Origin of the sequence: Citrobacter sp. Cpo032, from assembly GCF_030332975.1 — a bacterium.
Lineage (GTDB): Bacteria > Pseudomonadota > Gammaproteobacteria > Enterobacterales > Enterobacteriaceae > Citrobacter > Citrobacter portucalensis.
Genome location: NZ_JAOWGU010000046.1, coordinates 178798 through 199071 on the forward strand (window position 1 = coordinate 178798; position 20274 = coordinate 199071).

The 20274-nt window shown below is 40.4% G+C and carries 18 protein-coding genes and 2 pseudogenes; 5 read left to right on the forward strand and 15 right to left on the reverse strand.

What is annotated here, in order from left to right; genetic code table 11:
* Positions 1–182: 182 nt before the first annotated feature.
* The 3 genes from OGY33_RS16120 to OGY33_RS16130 form a co-directional block, all read right to left on the reverse strand.
* Complete coding sequence (locus OGY33_RS16120) at positions 183–3725, reverse strand: inverse autotransporter beta domain-containing protein (RefSeq protein WP_191238214.1); 3543 nt, start codon at positions 3723–3725, stop codon at positions 183–185.
* A gap of 931 nt (positions 3726–4656) precedes the next feature.
* Positions 4657–6009 carry an SIR2 family NAD-dependent protein deacylase gene (locus OGY33_RS16125; RefSeq protein ID WP_252069247.1) on the reverse strand — a complete coding sequence of 451 codons (1353 nt, stop codon included), beginning with the start codon at positions 6007–6009 and terminating at the stop codon, positions 4657–4659.
* An 888-nt stretch (positions 6010–6897) separates the two neighbouring features.
* Positions 6898–7890: an ankyrin repeat domain-containing protein gene (locus OGY33_RS16130; protein WP_118909817.1), complete on the reverse strand. Its 993-nt coding sequence runs from the start codon at positions 7888–7890 to the stop codon at positions 6898–6900.
* 174 nt (positions 7891–8064) lie between these two features.
* On the opposite strand from OGY33_RS16130, the pseudogene OGY33_RS16135 reads away from it, so the two are divergent.
* Positions 8065–8212, forward strand: a pseudogene (locus OGY33_RS16135) (ATP-binding protein); the annotation flags it as partial.
* A gap of 66 nt (positions 8213–8278) precedes the next feature.
* Here OGY33_RS16135 and OGY33_RS16140 read toward each other — a convergent pair.
* A pseudogene (locus OGY33_RS16140) lies at positions 8279–8407 on the reverse strand (IS3 family transposase); the annotation flags it as partial.
* Between the two features lie 240 nt (positions 8408–8647).
* Here OGY33_RS16140 and OGY33_RS16145 point away from each other — a divergent pair.
* The 3 genes from OGY33_RS16145 to OGY33_RS16155 all read left to right on the forward strand — a co-directional run bounded on the left by OGY33_RS16145 (position 8648) and on the right by OGY33_RS16155 (position 10311).
* Complete coding sequence (locus OGY33_RS16145; RefSeq protein ID WP_000800614.1) at positions 8648–9502, forward strand: DUF6387 family protein; 855 nt, start codon at positions 8648–8650, stop codon at positions 9500–9502.
* 122 nt (positions 9503–9624) lie between these two features.
* Positions 9625–9831, forward strand: a complete 207-nt coding sequence (locus tag OGY33_RS16150) for a helix-turn-helix transcriptional regulator (protein ID WP_001064738.1) — start codon at positions 9625–9627, stop codon at positions 9829–9831.
* A 204-nt stretch (positions 9832–10035) separates the two neighbouring features.
* Positions 10036–10311 carry a hypothetical protein gene (locus OGY33_RS16155; protein WP_286571914.1) on the forward strand — a complete coding sequence of 92 codons (276 nt, stop codon included), beginning with the start codon at positions 10036–10038 and terminating at the stop codon, positions 10309–10311.
* A 173-nt stretch (positions 10312–10484) separates the two neighbouring features.
* Here OGY33_RS16155 and OGY33_RS16160 read toward each other — a convergent pair whose 3' ends face one another.
* Both OGY33_RS16160 and OGY33_RS16165 read right to left on the reverse strand, forming a co-directional pair.
* A complete protein-coding gene (locus OGY33_RS16160) occupies positions 10485–10790 on the reverse strand; it encodes a hypothetical protein (RefSeq protein ID WP_057058141.1) in 306 nt (101 codons plus the stop codon).
* Positions 10791–10859: 69 nt separating this feature from the next.
* Entirely contained in the window at positions 10860–11423 is a 564-nt protein-coding gene (locus tag OGY33_RS16165; protein WP_000072653.1) for a helix-turn-helix domain-containing protein, read from the reverse strand.
* A gap of 992 nt (positions 11424–12415) precedes the next feature.
* On the opposite strand from OGY33_RS16165, the gene OGY33_RS16170 reads away from it, so the two are divergent.
* On the forward strand, positions 12416–12841 hold the full coding sequence (locus OGY33_RS16170) for a hypothetical protein (protein WP_057058080.1): 426 nt from the start codon (positions 12416–12418) through the stop codon (positions 12839–12841).
* 145 nt (positions 12842–12986) lie between these two features.
* Here OGY33_RS16170 and OGY33_RS16175 read toward each other — a convergent pair whose 3' ends face one another.
* The 9 genes from OGY33_RS16175 to OGY33_RS16210 form a co-directional block, all read right to left on the reverse strand.
* Positions 12987–13307: a hypothetical protein gene (locus tag OGY33_RS16175; protein ID WP_057058078.1), complete on the reverse strand. Its 321-nt coding sequence runs from the start codon at positions 13305–13307 to the stop codon at positions 12987–12989.
* 26 nt (positions 13308–13333) lie between these two features.
* Positions 13334–13720 (reverse strand): SEN1984 family lipoprotein, encoded by a 387-nt coding sequence (locus OGY33_RS16180; RefSeq protein WP_057058079.1) that lies wholly within the window; start codon positions 13718–13720, stop codon positions 13334–13336.
* A gap of 49 nt (positions 13721–13769) precedes the next feature.
* Positions 13770–14042 carry a hypothetical protein gene (locus tag OGY33_RS16185; RefSeq protein ID WP_071978083.1) on the reverse strand — a complete coding sequence of 91 codons (273 nt, stop codon included), beginning with the start codon at positions 14040–14042 and terminating at the stop codon, positions 13770–13772.
* 189 nt (positions 14043–14231) lie between these two features.
* The gene (locus OGY33_RS16190) at positions 14232–15479 is read right to left on the reverse strand and encodes a relaxase/mobilization nuclease domain-containing protein (protein WP_049121040.1); all 1248 of its coding nucleotides are present in this window, start codon (positions 15477–15479) and stop codon (positions 14232–14234) included.
* Positions 15476–15880 (reverse strand): hypothetical protein, encoded by a 405-nt coding sequence (locus tag OGY33_RS16195; RefSeq protein ID WP_049007389.1) that lies wholly within the window; start codon positions 15878–15880, stop codon positions 15476–15478. Before OGY33_RS16195 ends, OGY33_RS16190 begins: the two co-directional genes overlap by 4 nt.
* A gap of 176 nt (positions 15881–16056) precedes the next feature.
* Positions 16057–17001, reverse strand: a complete 945-nt coding sequence (locus OGY33_RS16200; RefSeq protein ID WP_049007390.1) for an ankyrin repeat domain-containing protein — start codon at positions 16999–17001, stop codon at positions 16057–16059.
* 15 nt (positions 17002–17016) lie between these two features.
* Complete coding sequence (locus OGY33_RS24480) at positions 17017–17457, reverse strand: hypothetical protein (RefSeq protein WP_023337664.1); 441 nt, start codon at positions 17455–17457, stop codon at positions 17017–17019.
* Between the two features lie 355 nt (positions 17458–17812).
* A complete protein-coding gene (locus tag OGY33_RS16205; RefSeq protein ID WP_023337663.1) occupies positions 17813–18799 on the reverse strand; it encodes an ankyrin repeat domain-containing protein in 987 nt (328 codons plus the stop codon).
* A gap of 498 nt (positions 18800–19297) precedes the next feature.
* A complete protein-coding gene (locus tag OGY33_RS16210; RefSeq protein WP_016239773.1) occupies positions 19298–20269 on the reverse strand; it encodes a Kiwa anti-phage protein KwaB-like domain-containing protein in 972 nt (323 codons plus the stop codon).
* Positions 20270–20274 lie beyond the last annotated feature (5 nt).

Consider the following 20274-nt stretch of genomic DNA (forward strand, 5'->3'; position numbering starts at 1 on the left):
TTTCCCTCCTTTTGATGAGTAAAAGAGGGAAGAATGGGATGACGGTTGGCGCTATTTAAGTGCTCATTATTCTCATAGATCGCCTGGCCATGAGAATAATGCAAGCGTCGATATATTTGGGGTTATGGCAGTAGCCGGGGTGATCTCGAGAACACCCCGGCTATCTTTTGTTTATATCCCGATCAGGAATTTGGTTGATGGTTCTCAACTACCCAGACGGTGAGTACTTTTTCCAATGTTTTATCTCCCATCGTTGCCTTCGCTCTCACCCAACTTACACCGGCCGTATCCGTTCTCAGTTCAGAGTAAGCATTCCCTAACTTAAAGTTGGTTTTATCCGGCGTCATCGTAAAGGTTCCGCTGCCGGGTTTGGCTTTGCTGCCTGCGCTAAATTCGACACTGCCGTTTAACGGGTTACCGAATTTATCCTGCAACCGGGCCATAAAGCCTACCGGCTCAAGGTTGGCAACGGCATAGCCAGGATCCTGCTCCAGAGTGAGTACTGGATTCTGGGCATCGGCATTCAGCGTTAGCGAAGCATTTGCCGAGACATTGCTACCGTGTTCAGCCAATGTGGCGGTCAGCGTGTAACGACCCGCCTTATTACCGTGGACATTTACAGTCGCAGTACCGGAACCATTGGTGGTGACAAGCGTATTGTCAATCACCAGAGGATCGCGTGGCGATGGGCCTGTAGCCGTAATTTTCAGCTTACGGTTGCTGACGCTGTTCCCTGATGTATCGGTCAGATGCAGGGTAAACGCCACGTTATCCACATCACTGACTACGGCGGATGTCGTTGACGGTTCGATCGTCAACGCGGCATTTTGCAGATCCGATACCACCTCAATCGCCTTACTCGCCGTAACGCGTTTACCCTCTTTGCTGAAGGTTGCCTGCAATTGATAGTGCCCGGCTTCTGCGGCAATAAAGGTTGTTGATGCCATTCCTTTCTCATCCAATGTCAGTTCGGACTGGCCCAGTTTTAATCCACTGGTAGGGGAACTGGTCAGGTGCACGTCACCACTAAATGGGTTGTTTTCACCGTCGACAACCTGTACCTGAATTTCATGTGCCGCTGATGCGTTTGCCACAATGCTCTCAGACGGTGCGGTCAAATTCAGCACTGCGCTGTTAATATCAGGTACGAATTCCAGGTCAACGCTTGAGGACTCAACGCTGTGCTGCCCATCTGTAACCCTGGCATTAACGGTGTAATGACCTGCCTTAACCGTAGTTAACGTTACCGTCGCGTAACCGTCTTTATTGGTGGTGATTTTCTCCGGGTACACGAGCCCTTGTGGCGTTACGATAAGCTCCACTTTCTGCCCTTCAACCGACGCGGCGGTATTGTTGAGCATGATCTCAAGCGTGGCACCATCGCGGCCGTTTGCTGCAATATTGGTGATTGCGCCATTGTCTTTGGCTGTCAGAGATAATGTTGCCCCCTCCATTGCAGAGGCAAATGTTACGCTTAGCGATGAGCTGATGTTCCCCGCGCTTAGTGTAATATCATAAGTTCCCGGCGTTGAACTGGTCAGTGAGAATCTTGCTTCACCTTTGGCATCGGTCTTCACAACGTTCTCCCCATTCGCGATCTTAACCTGTGGCGGTAACGCCAGGGTGACCGTGTATCCGGACAGCGGGTTCCCATAACGGTCGGTCAGGGTAACGACCGCGACATTACTCTGTTTACCATCCGCCAGCGCATTGTCCTTGGTCAGGTTAAAAGCCTGCACCACCGGTTGCGTTTTGTCGGCAATCCAGTTGGCTTGTTTTTCCAGCCCAGAGAAATCATGTTTTTGTGACTTCACACCAATGCGTGTCGCCTGAGCCAGTTCAGACGTTGCCTTAGCGCTGTACACGCCGTCTTTCTCTTCTACTGCAGTAAAACGGACCTCGCCGCTGGCTGAAACTGCATAAAAACGTAAGCTGTCGTCGCCGGTGATGGCATTCCCGTCTTTATCTTTTGCTTCTAACGCCAGGCTAATCGGGTGTCCAACGACCTGCTCCATGGGCATTACCGTGAATGTCGATTTTGCCGCCTCGGCGGAAACCGCTTTTAGTTTCACCGTCAGGGTTTCTGTTTTACCCAGGACTTTAGCGGTGATGCGCGCCGTCCCCGCCGTTAAACCCGGCGTCAGCGTGGCGGTATACACCCCGGAGCGGGTTTCCTGCACTTCACCAAGCTTTGGAGCCTGTGCCGAACGCTCACGATTTCTCTGTGCGTCAGGCGTAAACGCTAAAGACAACTCAATGTCATGTGCAAGCCCTGTTAACGGATTACCATTGGTATCTTTAAGCACCAACGTAACCGGATGCTGTGACTTCCCGTCAGCCGCGATGATCGGTTGCTGCTCGCCGTTCAATGTAAAATCCATTGTGCCGACAGAGGCTGAACTCCCCGTCACCGTCACGTTCATCACCGCATAGTTAGAGACATTTCCTTTAACATCTCGCGCCGTTGCACCGATTTGCCAGTGATTAGTGCCGCCTGGTGTATAAGCGGGTAACGTCAGTTGCCATGATGTGCCGCTACCGGAAATGCGTCCGCCAGCGGCGGTAAATGCGCTATCGTTCCACTCTACCGACTGAATGCCCCAGTGGGATTTATCCAGCGAAATAGTCACCGGAATAACGGCGCCACCTTCCCCCTGTACGCTTTCAGGCAGGCGGATTTTCAGAACCGATTTTTTGCGGTATTCCAGAACAATATTGTTATTTCGTTCGACAAAATCGTAGCGTCCGTGCTGAACTTCGCGCATTAACGCAACATTGTCGCTGTCCAACTGCTTCGCCAGCGGGATGCCGGGGCGATAGTTAATCTCTATGCCGAAGCGTGAATCATGAGTATTGCTCTGCCCCTGCTTGTGTTCAGCGGAAAGCGTAACTAGCGGAACCGGCGTATAGCTGATCCCGCCTGTAAAGGCGTACGGATTTTCCTGAAGATGATCGCTGCCAAAGAGGCCGACATTCTTGCCGTAATACTTTTCATATTTAAGCGATGCGCCCAGTTGCGGATACGATGGCAACCAACCTTGGGTATAGATATCCCAGCCATCTGCCGGACGTTCCTGATAATCATCCAGATCGTGGGAATCCTTCCATTTTGATAATCTTAAATAAGCATTTGCGCCTGCGCGTAAATAATCTCGCCAATACTCAACGCCTGCACCCATACGTGCGTGATGACGACTTAAATCGTAGTCATAAAATAGGTTTGCGCCCAGCATTGAATTATCCGCCGTGAAATAGCGATAACCCATGCCGATATTAGTTTGGGTTCTGTCATCGGTACGGTGAAGCGATGTCTGGCTAAATAAAACATGCTGCTTTGTATCAATCCACGGATAAAGGAAATCGAACGCCGAATCTTTCAACGAGAAAGCGTCATCGACGTTGAGTTGAATACGCGCATTACCGTACTTCTGTAGCCACTCTACCACCTCCTTCGTTGCCTGTGCTGAGACGGTATTAGCAGCAAAACTGCCCGCATGGCCGTTTTCAATACTTCTGCCAGCCTGCGCGGCGAGAGAAGACAGGCCGCGCAGTTCTTGCTGTTCTGCGGCGGCCTGCGATGCCTTAACGGCTGACGCATGGCTGATGGTTGGCGTGAAGCTAAGAAGGGCAGGATACAGAGCCTGCAAAGCGATTGTTGACCATGCGACAACCTTATTAACGGGGCCTGTTGCCCCATTGCTCCGCGAAATTTTCTTATTTGACATTTGTAACTCCAATATCAATTAAAAAAATCAAAGGTTATTTCATGTACTGAACGGGATGCGTAATATATGTATTTAGTAGGAAAATTCAAGAGTTATTCATGGAGAAGTTAACTGGATATTTTTACACTATGCGGCGTTGTGGGCTGGCTAACGATGTCGAACGTTTAAATGACAAATGTATTTAAAAAATACGTTTCTTTTTATCGTGACGATTTTAAGCTTGTAGGGATATTATTTAACCATGGTCGTTCACTGTTAAATAAAAAGAGTTATCAGGAAATTAATCTGCCTGTTCGTATTCAGCTATCATCACGTTCTACGGATCTAAGTCTGGAACGTGTCAACGCTTTCAGGACGGGTCAATAGACACAAAAAAGCCCTCAGCTTGCGCTGAGGGCTTTCACCGGTGTTTGGTGGGCTGGCGTCCCTGTGCTTTTAATTATAGTGTATTGATATTTAATATTTTTGTTTAAATTAATTTCGTTATGGGTTCCAAAAAGGAACCATAAAGTAGAACCACAGAACCTCGCATGGTTCCAAAATGCCGAGCGACTTCAAAATAACACGCTCTATGGCATACTAAATGTAAGTGTGGCTGGATATTTAGCGTCTGATTACTGAGAGGGTCAATAAAAACTGCTCTATCTCAAATACTGTAGTGGCCCATAAACTTGTCCGCTTGAGTCGATGGTGTACCTCGTCCGTTCAGGCCCGGAGTGGCCAATTAGCAGAGTATTCATGTCTGCTATGAGCGAGGATCGGACGTAAAACAACTGTAAAAAACTATTTAACTCAGGCAGACATGTCAAGATTCAGTGAAAATGTCTAATCACTGGTTCGTTAGAAATGCCCATATGTTGAAAAGGCTGCTGCAAAAAAGGCTCTCGCAGCGGCCTCTTTAATATAACGTCATTGTGTGCATCATCTTTAATTATGGGTTTAACTCAAACTGTTCCCCGTTTATCAATTTTCGCAATAAGTCAAGTGCCTCAGATGAGTATTTTCCGACACCACTTTTCCCAGATTTAATGAAAACATGATAATTGTTGTCTGATGCTTTAATGTTGAAGTCGGTTAGTTTTCTTAATTTTTCGAATTCTTGATTAACATAGTGCCACGATCCCATGTCGAGAATCCTTGCCAGATCAGACATTGTATATGGGAAACTAGCATTTAGTGCCTGCCCATTATTGAGTTCAGCGATACCATACATTTTTGCTAATGCATCATCATGCTCTGCAATATTGCGGAACATCTCAAAATCGTATGGAAGTTCTTGTTTAACAAGGGATTCTGATGCGAATGTGTACGTTCTGGCTAGAAATGCACGCACAAGTTTTGGATTAACACTAATTTCCGGTGTATTAGATGATAACGCATCAAAAATCCAACCAAAATTATTTGCGTATATCACCTTGATTCGAACGCTTTTATTCTCACCAACACCGATTAGCAATTCCTTTTGATGAGAACCAGTGGCCTCGCAGTCCTTACTGAAGGAGACAAGATAAATATTTGGAATCAATGCATTATTGGGAGCGATGATTTCATCTATATCAGAGAGAATTGCCTTTATGTTTTCATCATTGATACTGTACCCAAAGAAAAACAAGGGGTGTTCAGCAAAATATGTTAGCAACTTAGCACTGATATATTTCTTACGTTTATAGAAATCAACATAATCTTCATTTGTAATAACAATACTTTCAACTTCATGACTGCTACCATGAATTTTCATGATTTCGCCATAAGATGAATAATTCACTTTAACAACGTTATGACCAACTATTGCCTGATAATTGTCAAATATTTTTTCTAATGTGTCGTCATAATTTGTTGTGATTATTGCATGAGGTTTTACTTTCCTTAATTTCTGAACTTCCTCTGTATATTCCATGTTCGAGAAATCAACGGAGTTTGATAATTCATTCAGAATGGATGCAATTTCATGCTTAATATAAATATCTTTTGGAGTCGTTCCTTCAAAGTATGTCTCTGGATAGCGATCCTTGCCATCATCCCAAGCCCATTCAGCATAGAAGTCACAAAAATCGCTAGCAATCAGAGGTTTGTTATCACCCTTTGTTTGGCTGTAGTAACCATAAGGGCGTTTGATCAAGGGGCATATTTCCGCTAGTTGCTCTAATAGACCTTCCCAGTCAGGCGCTTTTATATATCGTTGTGAAATACCTGCACCCATGAATAAAATGGGTTGGACTTGTAAGTTTTCAAGGCAAGATTTAACATCTTCGATTATTTCTTCTTGATATTCCGTAAAGTCCATATAGTTACCTCAGGGATAGGTGATTGCTATGTGATGCACCGCGAAACGGTTCGGGGCTTTGTGACACCCAAACTTTACCCCGGTTTCCCAGCGTTTCCTTTGTATATAATATCATTGAAGTTAATTGCGTTTCTCAGAAATCTTCTTAGGATGTGATTGCAATAACGGCAACACAGCGCACACATCGCGGCTGATCAGTGAGTATGAAGTGGTTTACTGAATTTGGCCGCCTGAATCGAGAGACAAAATGTCCGCTCCTGGCACTAAGCAGAAGTTCCCGAACAACGTAAGCTGGCATATGCCCTCGTTCCTCCGTGGGGACTATCGATCTATTTGCCGGTTGTGTTTAAGCAATATCGCCAGCGGCGTGAGCTCTCAGTGCATTCAATCAAGCTCACAAATCACACAGTCTTTACTTTTTTTAGATTCCCTAATGGTTTCGCGTCATAGCCTCAGCCAGATAAACATGAGCTGCTTTAGGGGGATATGCCTTTCCGAGCATAAAGGATACTGTTTCTATGAAAACTGATCGCGAGAGCACGATTAGGAGATCAGAACCTGATTTGACATTGATACTGGCTATCAGCGATGGGCAGTTCTCGAATACATCTGACAATCATTTACCTCATTAAGTTTTATTTCCAGAAGTGCCGTGATCCAGCACGAGTGCTGATAATCAATATCACTTGGGTAATGATTGACAAGTTCACTAAACAACGAGCAGATATTTTAAAATTGCCTGCAGCTTCCACATCACCAGGCAGAGGCGTCAGACCCTTAGCACCATACGATTCATAGAGTAATTCCCAATATAGTTGATGCTGAATTTCTTTGTTCATGTTGAGGCAGTATATTGAAACAATGAGAATGAATCACACATATAAGCTCTCACAATCTTCCGCCGTTTTTGACTGTTGCAGATATACTTTTAGCAGGTTTTAAATGCCTGGAGATTTCTTTCTGTTCTCGACGGATTTTGTATGAATTAATTTCTTCATAATCCTTGTGTTTATTTATTTTTGATAAATCAACCAAGAGATTATTTCTTATCATCCACTTTACAATTCGCTTGTCAATATCTTTATAGAGAGGGCCGCCTTTATATTTATAGAAGTGAATATCATGAATTTCACTGATGAAATCAAGTATGGATAAGATTTCTTTATAATCACCAATGTAACTGTTAATGGTGAAATGGTCTTTATTAAGTTCTATTTTGAATCCATGTTCAGAAAGGTAATACAAGAAAAAGGCTGAGTCGAGATCACAAAAATCTACATGCAGCGTTCTTCTGTCAAATTTATCAATATGCGAGAGAATGATATCATGTAATTCATAATCATATATATTTTCAATAAATCCTTTCCCTGAATGATCAATTTGATTGACATTGCATCCAGCATCTATTGCTACGGATAAAACTTCCGGGGAAAGGGGCAGGAAGAGAATATTCATTCCTTTTTTATCGATGTGATTTATATCACAACCAGCATTAATTAATTCTGTCAATCCTTCAGCATTCCTGTAATGTTCAAAAATGCATGTGTAGCCATTAGTATCCGTATGCGAGGTGTCTAAACCCAGTTCAATCAGTTTCTTCAGTATTTCTGGATTTTTTTGATGAAAGAGCGCATTTTGCCCATGTCCGTTGATATGGTGTATATTAATTCCATAACTGAGCAGGCAATCCATGGCTTCCAGGGTTCTGCAGGCAAAAATGGCATTGTTGCCGTTACTGTTAACAGCATTAATGTCATAGCCTATTTTTAAAGCTTTCTTTATATCATCAGGTGATCTTGCATTGAAGAATGATTCAGAAATGGCAAGGTCTAATGCCTTTTCTAATAATCCCTTTTGTAATAAGGACATGACTAATTCCATAAACACCCCCATGAAAAAATGTTTAAGTCATTAGATATCAGAAATTCTGTGAAATGCAACAGCTGGGGAAAGGTGTTCATGATGTGCGGAATAAAAATTTCCACAAACCACCCGTGGATACATCAGAAACACCTGCAGTAAATTTACGCCTGTAACCTGCCGTCCGGACTATAGGACCAAACCTTCGCGGGAGATGCTACCATTACATCGGCAATGTTGAACCGGATTTTACATCACACACGTCGTACAAATAAAAGGAGAAGGCTATCGGCTGAAGCAAAAACGGAAAGCCGGGGTTATCGCTGAAGCTAATCCTGAGTAAACAAGGTAGATCAACATTAGACCGTCGGTGGTGGCGGTATGCGGATCACTTTTTACCCGTTGTTGACCCCTGGCGCTCCCAAACCATTTCCAGTGCTCTGATGGTAAGTTTGTTGTCAGGTGAGAATTGAATTTCATTGCCCACCCCTCCGGGTTTTCTGGCGAACAGGTCGAGAACAACGACAAGATACGCCCAGAGTAAAGTAAGAGGCAGGGCGTAGTCGGTCCATGTCCCTGCCTCTCCTTTCCTGACAGGACGTAGACCCTGGCAAGTTGCATCAAAAGATAACAAATTTCTCAGTTCAACTTCCTTCTGGCTAGGTTAACTTGCAAGCAGGAACTGCTTTTCATCGATTAGTGAATACGGTAGTTTTTTCAAACTAACTGAACTCTATTCGTATGACTTAAATCTTTAAGAAGGCAGGAGATTTGAATTTTGAAAAACTGGTCACCAGAGCATACTAAAGAAATCAAAGCTTGGCTTGACATAGATAACTATCGCAAGCTCGAAGACATCAGTTTAAATGCCTTGTATCACGAACTTTGGGCAAGAGCACTTCTGTACAAGCCTGGGCCTACTGACGAAGAAAAGAAAGGGCTATGGGTGTACATGACTGAAATTTTCAGTGGGAACCCCCATCTTTTCAAAGGGAAGCATCTCGATTATCCAACAGTTAACGATACTCTCTACAGTCCTCCACACATTTTTATCACGGATATCACCAGGCTTGCTGAACTTAGTGTGATGGCTCTTAGTGTGAATCTTTTCACCTGGGAGGAAGGAAACGATGAATATTGTGTTAATGCGCCTCATCACGAAGCTTATGTGTCACAACTCTTGTCTCCCTTATGTGAGAAAACGGTGTTGCTTGAAATCGATCTTGGTAGTGGTACTGACGATGAAATAGCCGAATCGATAAAAGCGGCCCTGCCACAATGGAGATCGGTAAAAGGAGTGGAAGTTAATGAAACCGGTATCGTTCGTTTCGGCTATGGAACCATTAAAAAAATCATAAATTACAGGTTGGTTGCGATGCTGGACATCTTACTTTGGGCAAAAAGGAAAGAACTAAGAATCTCAGATGATCGCCTCTCCCGGCTTCTTTATACTGATGAAGATGAAGAAACAACTACCCGTTTAGGGTATCACATTAAAGACTCAGATCGTCCGCTTGCGATGAAAGCTGCAACGATAGACTTCATTAGGCAGTTCAATTTTTTCATGAACCGAAATCCCCACCTGAAAAACATGAGAGTTTCAGATGTGATGAAACTCTCTGATTCTAACTGATCTCGAATTCCCGAAGTCTACTACTGCAGGGCAGACCGTAACCCTGCAGTTAGGAAGCTCGCTCCTTTCTTTTCCCAACTGTTCGTATAGTGATCCCATCACAACGACAAAGGGAAAACAAAATGAACAATCAAAATACCCGCCTAATTCGCTTGCCAGAAGTTATGAACAGAACCGGCTATGGCAAGGCCTGGATTTATCGTCTAATCAACGAAGGTTTATTTCCACAACCAATAAAAATTGGTTCGCGTGCAATTGCATTTGTCGAAAGCGAAGTTGATGAATGGATCGCATCTGCAATTGAACGTTCACGTAAAAATGCAGCCTGATTACGGGGCTAATGATGAGTGTATTAAATTTGGTGTGTAAAAATAAATGGTGCTATTCAACAATGAGTCGAGGGCCGCCTGATATTTTATAAGTAGTATTAGGTTAGGCTTTGGTATTAAGAAGTAATAACAATAGTCATTACTGGGAATTATGATGGCATTTTTACTGTGACATTATAAATTAATAAGTACAGGAGATTTAAAATGAATAATTCAATCAGAGTACCTGAAGATAAAGATTTTGTATGTGCATTTGTGACTTCACCGGATAGCTTGTATGAGGCTATTGAAACCTATCGTAATTATGTAGATCCAGTCGAAGAGATAGAGTTTGAGCACGTCCTTCTTTATTTGTTGTGTTCTATACTGGTCGAAGGTGCTACAGATGTTACCATTAATGATGAAGCACGAATGTGTATTGAGCACCTTGTCAATGATAAAAATATTATCAGAAAGAATAACACAGGTAAAAAGGTGTAAGGTCTGTAATAAATTATCATGGGTACAGACAGCACAAGTCTGTACCTTCTTATTTTAATCCTACTGGTAATGATATATAAAAATTATGTGCTTTTGATAGCGGTCATGTGGTTTTGCTATAGTAAGCATTGCAGGATAGGAATATCCTAAACTTTCATTCTCTGCCCTTTGTTTTATTTAAGATAACTGAAAAATACAGGGTTTAAACGATACTGGTATTTAAACTCAGTAGGTATAATAACATTCGTATCAATCAGTTCATCGATGGCCCGATAAAATCGGGCTGGCGTAATATGTATATCTTCCTGTTGTGCGATGGATGTTGCACGGTGAAAGTTCAGGTAAACAGTGTTTTTATCTGGTGTGTATGAAGCGATTAATGTGAGAAGCCAAAACACATTGTGAGCAGTATTGTTCAGATTGCGTTGTTCATCTGATAATTTATTCTGGTAAAGGTAAGCAGGGAGTCTTTGCTTCATAAAGATATCCTTTATTTTGTTAAGTTTTTCGCTGGTGTGGGGCGTAAAATCACCGCGCTGTTATGTCTTTTAAAAGGGAATGCCGTCAGTTGGATATCTGTTTCTGGATTTTTTTACAGGCTTTGTTTTGCGCCCTGCGCGATAAAAGTTGAATGAAGTGGCAAAATCTTCAGTCTCAAGTCTGGATTTACTGAATTTATCCATCAGATCTTCATTGAAACGATGAGGAATACCTTTTACGCATAAATTAGAATTCAGGTAAACCTGACCATCTTCAGCATTACGGATCAGTATTTTCCTCTCAAATAATTCCCTGAATGCACGTGAAACATTCGATTTATTCAGTCCTAACTCTCTGGCGGTACGTGACTGTGAAAAGTCAGGGATAATATTTCCATAATCAATGACTGAGAAGAGATAAATAACAATTCTGAATGCCGTTGGTGTCAGATCCATTCTGGCGAGCGTGGCCGTATTATCTTTAAAGACCATCGAAAAATCGTCACGAAAGGATGTCTTTTTACAGGCACTTGCTTTAACTTTTATTTCTTCCAGATCTTCGGGCATAACATCTAATGCTTCTGCAATAATTGCTTTTTGTTCTTTAGTTAACATAACACTTGTGTTTGACATAATGGCTCCTTTTTTATTATTGTGATAACAGATATGGCATATTAAATTTGTTTGTCAATATTATTAGTAATAAAGTTTAAAAATATTATATTTATTGCTCTGTGATTATTTTTTAGTGAAATATTAAGGGTTGTCAGAGTTATTACGAAGGGTGCTAAATTTCACCATCACCTGTTATGTTATTAATAATTTTTGGTTCTGAAAGATACAACCAATATTCTATCTTAACTTGTTGATGTGATTTATTAATTTTCTTTTTGTATTTGCAAGATAAAAGAGTGATAAAGAAACAAGAAACCGAAATTTAGCTTTAGACTGACACAAAATTCCATTGTACACAGTTTGATAAACACTGCTATTGCTGATTTTCCTTCGTAATATTATTCCTTAAGTGAAGCCCGCGCACCTGTGTGTTGCGCCACTGGGCTTCAGAACATTGCTATAGTGTTTAACTGTCAGTAGAAATACGCTTCGCGCAGGAGTTCAGACAGTTGGGTTTAGCTCTCAGCACAAATACGCTTCGCGCAGAGATTCAGACTGCTGAGTTTAGCGAAAGAGTGGACCCGACTACATGATTTACCCGTTAACTTAATACGGCTCACGCCGGAACCCCTTCGGAAAAATCCTTTTTGCTTCAGCGTGTGAGTGCTGAGGGCACTCAGCGGCGCTGCAAGGGAGATTAAACGTTGGGTTTTCATCTGACGGGTAAAAATAATTAACATATATCTGTCGTCGGGGGCGTGAGCCAGTGCGTAGCACTCTCTCAAAAAAATTCCTGAAGGGGTTTTATCTGAAATCTGGAAACTACCTGGCTTTTGAAAAAAGGAAGTGGTAATGCAATCGATCGGACTCAACATTGCTACAGCGAAAGCTGTTTCCAGTATTATAAGAATAAATAGTTGTCATTTTAAAATAAAATATTTTCAATTTTGTATTGATTTAAATTTTAAAGCTGATAGTACTTAATTATAAAAACAAAAAAGGAGAGGGTTATGAGTAATATTTGTGTTTCATCTCAGGAAGAAAAGTTTATATTTGTTGTTGATAAATATATAACACACCATCGCGACAGTGTTAATAACAATAATTTTTACAGAAAACTTTATGTGCTTTTCGCTGGATACCATCTGAAGTATTTTTATTCACGGGCGCAATATCGCAATTCGTGTTATCACGTTGATAATATCATGCAGATGTTTATGGGTGTCGTTTCTACCCTGAAGGCCCCTCTGCTCAGGCAACTCGCAAACAGTGATACATTACTGCATTGCCTGAATTCGCTCGTGAATTATATTTCAGGCAATCTGGACGAAGCAGAGCATATTTATGCTGATTTGCTGGCTCAGTATGAAAAGAAACGCATTGCAGGCTCTCTGGCTTATACTCCGCCAGTCTCAGTGATCAGGAAAAGACTTTGATAGCGGCAGCAGCGTGTACAAGGAATGGGATGCTGAATGGTGGAGAGAAATGGAGCTGGCGTTTCCGGCAGGTCATAATCGAGTATTAAAAAGGCAGGAGCCACCCAGTTGGCGTCCCGCCTGTCGTGATGGCTTTAAGGTGGGTTTACTTATCAACGACCTGCCAGCCATCATCCGTTTTGACAAGGGTTACAGCAGCAGTACGCTTTTCGTTATCGACAATAGCCGTCACATTGCATTTATAGCTTTTATCAGAGACTTCTACGCAGTCATGCTTTTTGACTGATTTTAATTCGCGCAGTGCGTCTTTCGGGACATCTTTACCTGCTATGGATTTAACGATGGCATTCGTCTGCTCCACTACCTTATTCATCGCAGTGTAAATATCCTGCTCAGACGGTTCACCGGTACAACCGCTCAGCAAAAAAATGGACGCGATGAGTGTGGTAAATGCATATGTTTTCATAAAATAATCCCAGACTGTAGAGTACGTTATTGAATAAGACCGGTTTTCATCTTGCTGCTGTTTTCAGAGAACGTCCACTTGCTGACCGTTTCGCCTTTAAATTCGATTTCCAGCGTTTTGGCCTGCGTCTGTGAACCCCCTGTCAGCAGCCCAATCATGGGAATGAATGTGGTGGCATCAAACTGATTGTTATCCATGGAATAAGTCCATTCTTCATTGCCACTATCAAGTGTGGTTCTGGTTTCGGGCTCACCTAATGCGGTAATGATTTCTGATTTCGTTGTTTTATTCTTGATGATTTTAGACTGCAGACTTTGTGATGTTTCTTTTTTCAGTTGCTGATTGCCTGATGTTGAACAACCAGAAATAAGGAAAGAAGAAATAAAAAACACAGAAATCATGAATCTGTTCATAAGTTATCTCATATTAATTTTTTATGTTTGCGGTGGTGTAAAATTAATATCACCGTATAAAAACAACTCTGTCTGCATATTTCTTTTTAATAATGCAGATAAGAATAATGACGCTGGCAAAAAACGTAATGACTGAGACAGGAGTGCTGCCGGTTAATGAAAATACTAACCAGGCGATAGCTAATGCCACGAATTGAAACAAGAATGCCACACTGAGCGGGCTTTCACCATAGGCCACTTTTGCATGACAGCCTTTGCAAACCCGCACACCATGTGGGCTTTGTGTAAAGCAGAAGGGGCAGCTAATCATTTTATTATCCATCGTGACTCCAAGGACTGATTTAAGATGATGTATTTTTGAACATTTTCGATGAATGACCCGCTTTAGTAAAATTGCTTGTACCGATCGATGATTACCTCATGATAGGTTATGACTATCATAACTGCATTATCGATCTATACAAACGATCAATTATTTATTGACAATCATTTTGTTATGGACTATCACACCTTATGGTGTGTGGTGCTGGTTATTCCTAACTGATTGTTCCTGAGGAGAATGAGTGGCTGTGAAAGGAACGGGTGCTAACAGGTGCAGATGAAGAATCTTGCGGAAAGGATGTGTTGTGGCATGCAGCAGTGACAGTCCCCTGGGCTTTAGAAGTACAACAATTTGGTTGAGTAATAAAAGCCACACCTTCAGGCGACGCTGGAGGGGTATCTGGCCGGTTGTATTGTACAGTTTGCTCCTGAGCTGAATGATACCCACTGTCTCCTGTTGTCTTTCCAGACGAATTTTTTCTTCAAGCTGATGGATTTTCTCCAGAATCGTTTCCCGGTTTGCAGCCTGTTCTTCAGACTCGCATGATGGCATTGGCATTGGCATTGGCATTGGCATTGGCACTGGCATTGGCACTGTTAATGGCACAGGTGCAGGTACTGTTGGCTTTTGTGCTTGTTTCAGTAAAGTCAGATGTTCCGGTACGAAATCAATCAATGTTTGCAGGGAAGACCAGCCATATTTTTTACCCAATTGAGAGGCTTTAAAGGCAATACCTTGGTACTGAAATGAAAAGCCGTTCATTTTTCCCGTTGAGGCGATATTGGGTTTGCAGCTGACGTCTACCTTTTCCAGCATAGCGATAAAAGTCAGCAAATCAGGGCGGCCGGTTAACGCATTATCAATCAGGCTCTGCAGAGTGAACCTGGGGCAGGGAGTTGTCGTTCTTTCAGCCATCATCAGCTCGTTGCGGGAAGGCTTTCTTTTCTCCTGACTATGACTACTGATTGCAGATGTGGTTTGAGTGAGTTTGTGGACTTTCTCCAGCTCGCTGATAATCCGGGTACTGATAAGATTTTCATTTTTCCCAAGGTACAGCTTCCCACCGACCATGTTAATTCTGTTAGCTATTATATGGATATGCTGCCCGTCCGAATCATCGTGCATGATATAGCAGCGAAGATGGGTTTCAGTGAATCCCATCCGGGTCATATAATCGTCAGCGAATGCCGCCCATTGTCTGACTGACAGTGTTTCTCCCTTTGGCAGGCGAAGCGAATTATGCCAGACAGGTTTGGCGACACCGGGGCGCAGTAGTCTTGTGCCTTCAAATTCACTGATAAGTTCAGCAGCAGTGCTTCCCGTCATGTTGCCACCGATAATATAAGGCGTGATTTTGTGGTGAGATCCTGACTTAAGGCTATAGAGAACCACACCTGCAAACTGTTTACCCCGCTTTATTTTCTGCATGCCTTTCACTGGTCTTGCTCCAGAAAGGTTGATGGAATAAGGTGATCCCTGAGAGTTTTGATTTGTCTGCGCAGGGCGAAGAGTTCTGTACGGGTCAGTTCGCTGTCAGGGCTTTTGCTGTCGAGATGATTCAGCAGGCGGTTTAAATCCTGTGAAAGGTAGCCGAGTTTAATCCATGCTTCACGATTGATTTCAGGTAATACCGGTGGGAGTTTGTTGAGGGATGCCATTCTTAGCCATTCCCCTTTTTTATAAGGGCCTCTTTTACTATCGAGAATAGATAATTCTTCTTCGTTTAACCGAACGCTGACGCAGTGATTTCGAACTTCATTAGGTGAATATTTTGCTGTATGGAATTTACCTCTTCTTGAGCTTCTTGATAGATCTTCTTTACTTTCGTTTTTATGCATATCTAACCTTTTTAAAATGTGTTCATGATCTACAGTTAGCGCATTGGTAAAATAAGTCAAGGCAGTGTCGAAATTTATAAATAAGAGAGGTGGAGCAGATTGCTAATTAGGTAATCTGCTCTGGGTAAAAATAGGGTTCATATTAAATTCATTATGACAGTGAGGAGGGGCGGAGGTTACAATCTACGTTTTACTGGCATTAAAGAGATTGTTTGTTTCATAATTTCGCTAAGTTTCTTTCTCTCATGTTCTGCTATATATTTACAAATCTCATCATGTCGAATATGCTGTTCCAGTTGTTTTTTATCTATTTTGATGTCATTGCGGATAAACCATTTAATGGTTTCAATGTCCCCGCGTAAATCATAACCTCGCAGTACAATATGGCGAAAATGTGTGTTGCTGATATCTGTCTTCTTCTTTAGTTCACTGAAGAAAGAGCTCATTTCATTTTCATTGGCACTTAGATAAACCTGGCAGTTATCAGAGATAGTAAAGTTAAGGTTTTTCTTCTGAAGCAAATCCATTATCTGCAGACTTTCGCTGTTGAGGTAGTTGAAAATTACTGGACTGCTATCCTTCATACTAATATGACGAATGAGCATTTTGGCTTTGAAATCGCCTAATGAATAGCAAATTTCAAAAAAACCGTGACCCTGGTTATCTCTATGGTTTATATCGCAACCGGCCTGTACCATCAAATCAAAGATAGAGTGATTTTTTACGTAAAAAAGTATTGTTCTTCCGCATTTATCCACATTGTTGACATTAATTCCAGCATTGATCAGGGTTTTGCAACAGGATATATTATCAGCTAACGAGCATAAACAGGTTTGGCCGAGACCATTTTTGTGGTGTATATCTACGCCGGAATCAATCAATTTTTTCAGTATGTGAGGATTTCGCTGGTTAAACAAAACATTGTGACCATAGTTGTCAGCATGGTTAAAATCTATTCCTGCTTTAACCAGAGTGTCAATCATTCTTGGGTTTTTACAGTAAAACAGTATATTTCTTCCAAACGAATCCAGTGTATTAATATCGGAGCCTGCATTAATGCAAGCCTGAATGTCTTTGGGAGTTTTACAAGAGAGTAATGCATTTATTGCGTTGTTATTCATAATTTTTCTCCTCTGTTAAGCGACTAATCTGATATAGTTGTCATGGTTGGTTTTATATTCCTTTATTTTTTTAATGTCTTCGTAAATTCGAGCGAGTGAAAACCATGAGATCTCTTTCAACATGTTTTTGTTGCTTACATACAAAATGTTACCACCGCGAAATGAAAAAGCATTATGGAATGTACTTTCATTCGTCGTTTTGAGAAATCGAATGAAATTTTTTATTGTCTCTTTTTTGTTCATGTTATAAGAGGTGAATGTATAGATAGAGAATACGGTTAAAATATTTCTCTTCGAGACCATATGTCTTGAGAAATAATCGAAATAAAATCTTTGCTCCTGAGTGTCACTTTTGCAGAAAAGTGAAAATTGTGGATTATATAATCTATAAAGATCTGCGTTCTTTTTTGTTTTGGCGAGATAGTTAGTCAGGCTTGGATAGTTTGTTTTATTCATTTTAGTTCTCCTTTATTTAATTAACAAAGGAAATATATATTATTAAATAAACAAAATGCAAATATATTTTTATATTTATTTAATTAAATAGTTATATTTTTATTATATTTCATATAAGGTGTTGTTTTTCATTGTTATATTATTTTATCAAAAAGTGCTGTGTTTTATTTGATTGATTTGGTTTGAGAGTAGTGATTGATATTGTATGAATTGGCGATGAGGGTGTTTTAAAAAATAAATTTATCAAAGTGCTAAGGTGCAGTGTGGGGCTTTGTATTAAATTAATGATGTTAGCGCCCCTTGGCTATCTAACTAAAGGTTAAAGCCAAGGGGAGAGTGTTCAGGCAGATTCAATTCATAATCTTTTTTTTGTAATTGCTTTATAGGTAACTGGTTGAAGCGTTGTTCGTAAAACCTTTTGCTCTCTCTGTGATTTTTCCTGGAGGATTTCTTCATAGAAGTAGCGTTCTTTTAGCGATTCTATATCAACTTTTATATCATTACGTATTAACCATTTAATTAGCAGTCTTCCTGCATAGTGCGTCAGTAGATATGTACTGCTTATGTAAAACCAAACATGACTAATGTCTGTCAGCTTCTTTAGTTGTAAAATTAATTTTTTAGCGTCGGCATTTGTTGGTGTTATGATACATTTATCACTTATCTCAAATTCATTTTTTTGTTTTATAAGCAATGACAACAGCTCAATTGATTTAAATGTAATGTTCTTGAATACAATTTTTGAACTGTTTGTAAGGTGAATATTACGGATAAGGAAGCGCATGTAGTTATCATTTTTAGATTCCCAGTGCGTATATTTACCAGCTATGCTATTATTTTCTGACTGCCAGTGATCGAATGCTGTCTGTCCACTTATATTTTTATGATTAATGTCGCAACCAGCCTCAATTAGTGCATCGTACACATATCCTTCAAATGGAATGAAAAGAAAGGAATTGCCATAGCTATCTTTGGCATGGATATCTAGTCCTGCTTTGATAAGATATTTTATTAACCCAGGTGAAACATTAATATGCTGTATGGCAAGGGTGCCTGACTTGTTTCTGTGGTTTACATTAATTCCATTGCTGACAAGAAGTTCCACCGTCTCTATATTTTGAGCATAAAACAATGCATTGTTTCCGTCATTGTCTAAGTGGTGAATGTCAATGTCAGCGTCAATCATTGCCTGTATAGCTTCGGGTACATTACAGGTAAAAAGAGCAGTTTGACCTTTGTCATTACAGATATTTATATCCACGCCAGCCTTAAGGCAACGAAGGACACCATTTTTTGACTTTACACGGAAGAGGTTATTTTTATTACTTTCGTTTGGTTTCATTTTTTTATCTCCTTTCTGTTGTTTTCAAGATATTAATAACACCAGATTTTACGGTATTCAAATTTATTTTTGTTTTATTAAGGATGTATCTAATTTGGTTTGTTTGAGGTTATTCTTAGCTTAATGGAACATGGGCCGATAAGGTTATCCTATGTGATGTGGATTAATTATTTTTATAAGATTATTTATCTATGTTTTGGTTTGTGTTTGGATTATTTAAGTAAGTAAAAAGATATTTTAAATGTATGGAAGAATATTGCAGATGGGAGCTGACCTGCATAAAGAACATAATTAGAGGCTAAGATATTAATACTTTGGAAAGTTATGCTATAGGATATATAAAAGATCAAGTAATATAATGGTGATTATTCGTGTTCTTATTGATATTGGAAATTAAATGAGTAGTGTTTTTTATGAGGTTTTTTGCTGTTGATAATGCTTATTAAAATTGGAAGAGCATCCTTTAAGTTATTCGGCTTGAGGATGCTCATTTAAAATTTATGCAGCGGAGTCTTTTTCAACAGCCAGGAAGGGCGAGTTATCAAGTGCTGCAAAAGATGCTTCATTATTTAGAAGTCGGATAAAATATCTCTTTTGATCTTTAGTATTAAGGTTTATTAATCCTCCTGTTAGATCAATATTCCGTTGAAATACAGGGAATTTTTGCATAACTTGTTGTATTTGAGGGACTGAAACTCCCGTTTTTACTAAGTTCCCTTTTGAAACCATAGCAAGTCTACGCATAAATGCTCTGTCTTTATACATATCCTTGAAAATATCTAGTGGCACTGGCATACCTTGTGTATTAACAATTCCAAGGTTTATTATTAATGGCGTTGAGTTATTTGCAAGATTATCTATTACACTTTCTAATCCATACATTCTTTCAAGAAGCTTAATGTTTAGCGCATAGTACTTATTCTGAAAAAAGAAGAAGTCAATAGTGTCATTTATATCAATACTGTCATGAGTGATCTTATCTAAGGTTCTGCCATTTAGACTCAAGAAAGATTTTTTTGTTTTCTTATGTAGAGAAACAGGATATTTATGTTGGTAAATGACTACGCTGTTTCCATTACCATCACAAAGGTGGTAAATTACGGCTTTTACCGATGTGAGGCTTTGTGTTGCAAAATCAAACTGTGTTGCATTCCCATTGACACCGAAATTTAGCACGTTGTTCATTTTAGTAAATTCAATTGGGAGGTGATTAATTGTTAAGTGATCATATTCGAAAACTTGCTTATCTCTTTCTAATAAAGTGGATACAAGTGGAACTGCCACTTTACCTCTGTTAGGTTCAATAATATTATTGATTAAGCTTTTAGAAAATGAAGTGGTCAGATCTTTTTCAGCATCAGGTTCAAGGTTAACCTTAAATATATCTATCGTACCTTGAACATCAGCAACAAAAAAAGCTTCACCAGAGATGCGTTTCGATTTTAAAATATTTTCAATGTTAGTGAACATGTCAT

Bases quoted from the DNA above. Each gene is read 5' to 3' on its own strand.
- OGY33_RS16120 (WP_191238214.1), bottom strand. From the start codon at position 3,725: ATGTCAAATAAGAAAATTTCGCGGAGCAATGGGGCAACAGGCCCCGTT.
- OGY33_RS16125 (WP_252069247.1), bottom strand. From the start codon at position 6,009: ATGGACTTTACGGAATATCAAGAAGAAATAATCGAAGATGTTAAATCT.
- OGY33_RS16130 (WP_118909817.1), bottom strand. From the start codon at position 7,890: ATGGAATTAGTCATGTCCTTATTACAAAAGGGATTATTAGAAAAGGCA.
- OGY33_RS16150 (WP_001064738.1), top strand. From the start codon at position 9,625: ATGAACAATCAAAATACCCGCCTAATTCGCTTGCCAGAAGTTATGAAC.
- OGY33_RS16155 (WP_286571914.1), top strand. From the start codon at position 10,036: ATGAATAATTCAATCAGAGTACCTGAAGATAAAGATTTTGTATGTGCA.
- OGY33_RS16160 (WP_057058141.1), bottom strand. From the start codon at position 10,790: ATGAAGCAAAGACTCCCTGCTTACCTTTACCAGAATAAATTATCAGAT.
- OGY33_RS16165 (WP_000072653.1), bottom strand. From the start codon at position 11,423: ATGTCAAACACAAGTGTTATGTTAACTAAAGAACAAAAAGCAATTATT.
- OGY33_RS16170 (WP_057058080.1), top strand. From the start codon at position 12,416: ATGAGTAATATTTGTGTTTCATCTCAGGAAGAAAAGTTTATATTTGTT.
- OGY33_RS16175 (WP_057058078.1), bottom strand. From the start codon at position 13,307: ATGAAAACATATGCATTTACCACACTCATCGCGTCCATTTTTTTGCTG.
- OGY33_RS16180 (WP_057058079.1), bottom strand. From the start codon at position 13,720: ATGAACAGATTCATGATTTCTGTGTTTTTTATTTCTTCTTTCCTTATT.
- OGY33_RS16185 (WP_071978083.1), bottom strand. From the start codon at position 14,042: ATGGATAATAAAATGATTAGCTGCCCCTTCTGCTTTACACAAAGCCCA.
- OGY33_RS16195 (WP_049007389.1), bottom strand. From the start codon at position 15,880: ATGCATAAAAACGAAAGTAAAGAAGATCTATCAAGAAGCTCAAGAAGA.
- OGY33_RS16200 (WP_049007390.1), bottom strand. From the start codon at position 17,001: ATGAATAACAACGCAATAAATGCATTACTCTCTTGTAAAACTCCCAAA.
- OGY33_RS24480 (WP_023337664.1), bottom strand. From the start codon at position 17,457: ATGAATAAAACAAACTATCCAAGCCTGACTAACTATCTCGCCAAAACA.
- OGY33_RS16205 (WP_023337663.1), bottom strand. From the start codon at position 18,799: ATGAAACCAAACGAAAGTAATAAAAATAACCTCTTCCGTGTAAAGTCA.
- OGY33_RS16210 (WP_016239773.1), bottom strand. From the start codon at position 20,269: ATGTTCACTAACATTGAAAATATTTTAAAATCGAAACGCATCTCTGGT.